3 protein-coding genes are annotated in these 3,161 nt (G+C 70.1%); all 3 read right to left on the reverse strand.

What is annotated here, in order from left to right; translation table 11 throughout:
* Nucleotides 1-1,628, reverse strand: a 1,628-nt coding sequence (locus ETQ85_RS25645) for a putative baseplate assembly protein (protein ID WP_148581812.1), incomplete at its 3' end; no start/stop codon positions are given.
* A gap of 13 nt (nt 1,629-1,641) precedes the next feature.
* Nucleotides 1,642-2,022 (reverse strand): GPW/gp25 family protein, encoded by a 381-nt coding sequence (locus tag ETQ85_RS25650; RefSeq protein WP_246128916.1) that lies wholly within the window; start codon nt 2,020-2,022, stop codon nt 1,642-1,644.
* Between the two features lie 13 nt (nt 2,023-2,035).
* The coding region (locus tag ETQ85_RS26495; RefSeq protein ID WP_187394880.1) for a hypothetical protein at nt 2,036-3,161 on the reverse strand (1,126 nt) is incomplete at its 5' end.

Raw genomic sequence — 3,161 nt, forward strand, 5'->3', positions numbered from 1 at the left:
ACGGCCGGGGTGTCGAGGGCCAGCTGGCGGTAGTCGGCGGCAGTGACGGCGCGTTCCCGGTGGCGCAGCAGGGCCGGAATGGCTTTTTCGGCGGCGGCCAGGGTTTCGGCTTCGGCGCCGCCGGCGGTGGCCAGGGGCTGCAGGACTTTCAGGGCCGGTGAAGCCAGGCCATTGACCCGGCGGGCAGTGATGGCGCTCAGGCTGGCCGGCGGCAGGTTGCCGGTGCTGCCACCGCCAAAGCGTCCGCTGACCAGCCGGATGCGCATGCCGGCGTCGGGCACGCGGCCGCGCACGCCGTCGCCAAAGCGCAGGGTGCCGGCTTCGGCGTCGAGTTCGAAGGCCGCCGCACCGCGGGCGATCTGCGGATCGGGGCTGATCGCGGCGAGGTCGTCGACGCGGGTCCAGGCGCGGTAGCCGAGCCCGGTTTCCTCGACCTCGATAGCCAGGCTGGCCGCGTCGCAGGCGCTCATGGGAAGGGAAAAGACCTGGTCGGCGCCGCCGCTCGAAACGCCTAGCACGCGATTGGAGACTGAAACGCGCTGGTCGATCGCGACTGCGTTGATGCCGACCCAGGAGAGAGGGAGGCTGTCCACGCCCTTGCCCGGCTCGGGCCGCAGGCGCAGCCAGGCGATCAGGCGGACAGCCTTGGTGGTGTCGTCGAGGCGCGGCGGGGTGTCGCCGACGCCGGCCCGGGGGTTGGCCTCGACGTCATTGTCGGGGGCCCAGATCAGGGATTCGTCGGGCAGCGCCAGGCGCAGGATGCCCGGGCGGGTGTAGCCGGCGGTGCTGTCGCTGCCGCTTTGCGGCTTGAGGGTCAGGTAGTCGGTGCTGCCGCGGGGGCCGGGGGCGGTGATCTCCCACAGGGCAGGAACGGGGGCGGGCGGGTTGGCGGCGGCGATGAAATCGTCGAAATCCTCGGGCAGGGCCAGGGCCGGGACGATGCCGATGGAGAGCAGCGCCGGGGCTCCGCTGTCGCCGCCGCCGAGGGCCAGCCGCACTTGGTCGTTGAGGGCCGCCTGCTGTTCCGGCTGGGGCGCCGGCGGGGCCAGCAGGGCCAGCCACAGGGCCCGGTCGGCGGACCGGGCGAAGACGTCGATGCCGCTCGGCACGGCACGGCCGCCGTCGAAGACCGGGGTGGTTTCGTAGCCCTGGGCCTTGCTGAGCGAATGCACGCTCAGGAGCCCCTCGATGACTTCGGCCATGCGGGCGTTCTCGCTGTCGTCGAGGGCGCGCTTGTAGTACGCCTCGGCGCTGATCGGCAGCACGGTGGTTTCGGTGAGCGTTTCGAAGGGCACCGGGCCGGCCAGGCGGGCGCCGGGCGCTAGGCTGCTGGTGGACAGTTCGGTGTCCTGGGCGTAGGCCAGACTGATGATGCCGGTGGCTGGCAGGGCCGGGCGCAGCGGCTGGCCGAGCAGCTTGAGGAAGACCAGGCGCTGGCGCTCGGGGATCAGGTTGGCGCGGTACAGCAGGGTGTCGCCGAGCCAGGCGAAGAGTTCGATCAGCGTACGGCCGGGGTCGCCGAGGCGCGGGTGGGTCCATTCCGGCGTGTGGGCGGGTATGCGCGCCAGCAGTTCGTCGACAAGGTCGTCGAAGCGGCGGTCGTCGAGGCTGGGGGGCAGGATGGGCATGGCGAAATCCTCTCTAGCTTTCCAGCTGCACGGTCAGGCCCAGCTGGGCCGGGGCGCCGGTGCGGGCGAGGCGGTAGATGATCTCGACGCGCACGTGGCCGGGCTCTCCGGCGACCTCCTGAACCTCGACCCGGTCGAGCAGGATGCGTCGCTCCCAGCGGGCCACCGCGTCGCGCACCAGATCGCGGATGCGGCTTCGCGTGGCGGGGGTGTTGGGCTGATGGAGCTGGGTGTCGAGGCCGCCGCCGAAGTCCGGCCGCATCAGTTGCTCGCCGGGGCGGGTCGACAGGACCACCCGGATGAGCTGGCGCACGCTGTCTTCGAGCGTCGGGTAGTCGAGCCGGCCGTCTTCGTCGGGGAGGGCGAACAGCGGCCAGCCAATGAGGGGGCGCACCACGGTGTCCACTTTATTTACCCTTGATCTTGGGGAAGGGAATGCAGATCTTGATGAAGGCCGACCAGCGGAAGAACAGGTCGAACAGCGACAGGAAGATGTTCAGCACGATGAAGGCGCACAGGGTGATGATCGGAATGCTGAAGCTGCAGATCCAGCCGAGCGTTACATCACCGGTCTTGAGCTTGCCCTCGAGCATGTCCTTGGGGCTGCCGCCGAGCAGGCTTTGCAGCTTGGGGGGCAGCAGGAAGGACACGTTGGGCTTGAGGCTGCGGAATTCGTCCGGGTCGGGCAGGGTGATCTGCGTGGGCGCCCCGGTGCCTTCGTACCAGGGGGCGATTACGAAGGGCTCGCTGTAGTCGCTCCACAGGGTTTGCGGCGGGCAGGCGCCTTCGGCCTTGAGGCGCACGAAGGCGCGCAGTACGTAGCGGGCGTCGGGTTCGTCGAAGCGGCCGGGGCGGCCCTTGACGGTGGCGAAGCGGGCCTGCATGGCGGCCGACAGGGTGTTGCCCAGGCGCTTGCGGGCGCTGTCGTCGATGCCCGGCCAGCTGGCCGGCATCTCCAGCGAGCCGGCTGGCGGGTCGGGCAACAGCAGCATGGCGACGGCGTTTTGCAGGAAGGTGCCGGCGGCGATGCTGCGGGGCGTGCTTTCGCCGGCCTGCAACTTGTAGCTGAGCGTGATGGCCTGCAGTTCGGCAAATATCGCCTGGCTGTCGGCACTGCTGCCGAAGGCGTCGAATTCGCTGTGCAGCTGGCGCAGCAAGAGCAGGAAGCGCTGGCGGGCCAGATCGGTGGCCGACTGCAGGGTATCGAGGTAGCCGGCATTGAAGACGCTGCCGGCGTCGGGAAAGTCGTAGGCGAGGCCTTGCAGGGGCTGGACCAGGTGGGCGGTGAACTCGGTGCTGTCGGGGCCGAAGCCCTCGAACAGGGCGGCAGTGTCTGGCGGAGTGCTGGCCAGCTCGCTGCTGGTGGTCTGCACCACGCCGTAGAAAACGCTGCGTCCGGCTTCGCTGCACACGTCGGGCGGGGCGATGAACATCGGAATCACGTGTTCGTCGAGCAGCGTGCTTTCACGCGTCGCGTCGCGCTTGGCCAGCAGCCGGTCGATGGCGGCGCTGCCGGTGGCGCGGCGGGCGAGG

Source organism: Zoogloea oleivorans (assembly GCF_008107625.1).
GTDB lineage: Bacteria > Pseudomonadota > Gammaproteobacteria > Burkholderiales > Rhodocyclaceae > Zoogloea > Zoogloea oleivorans.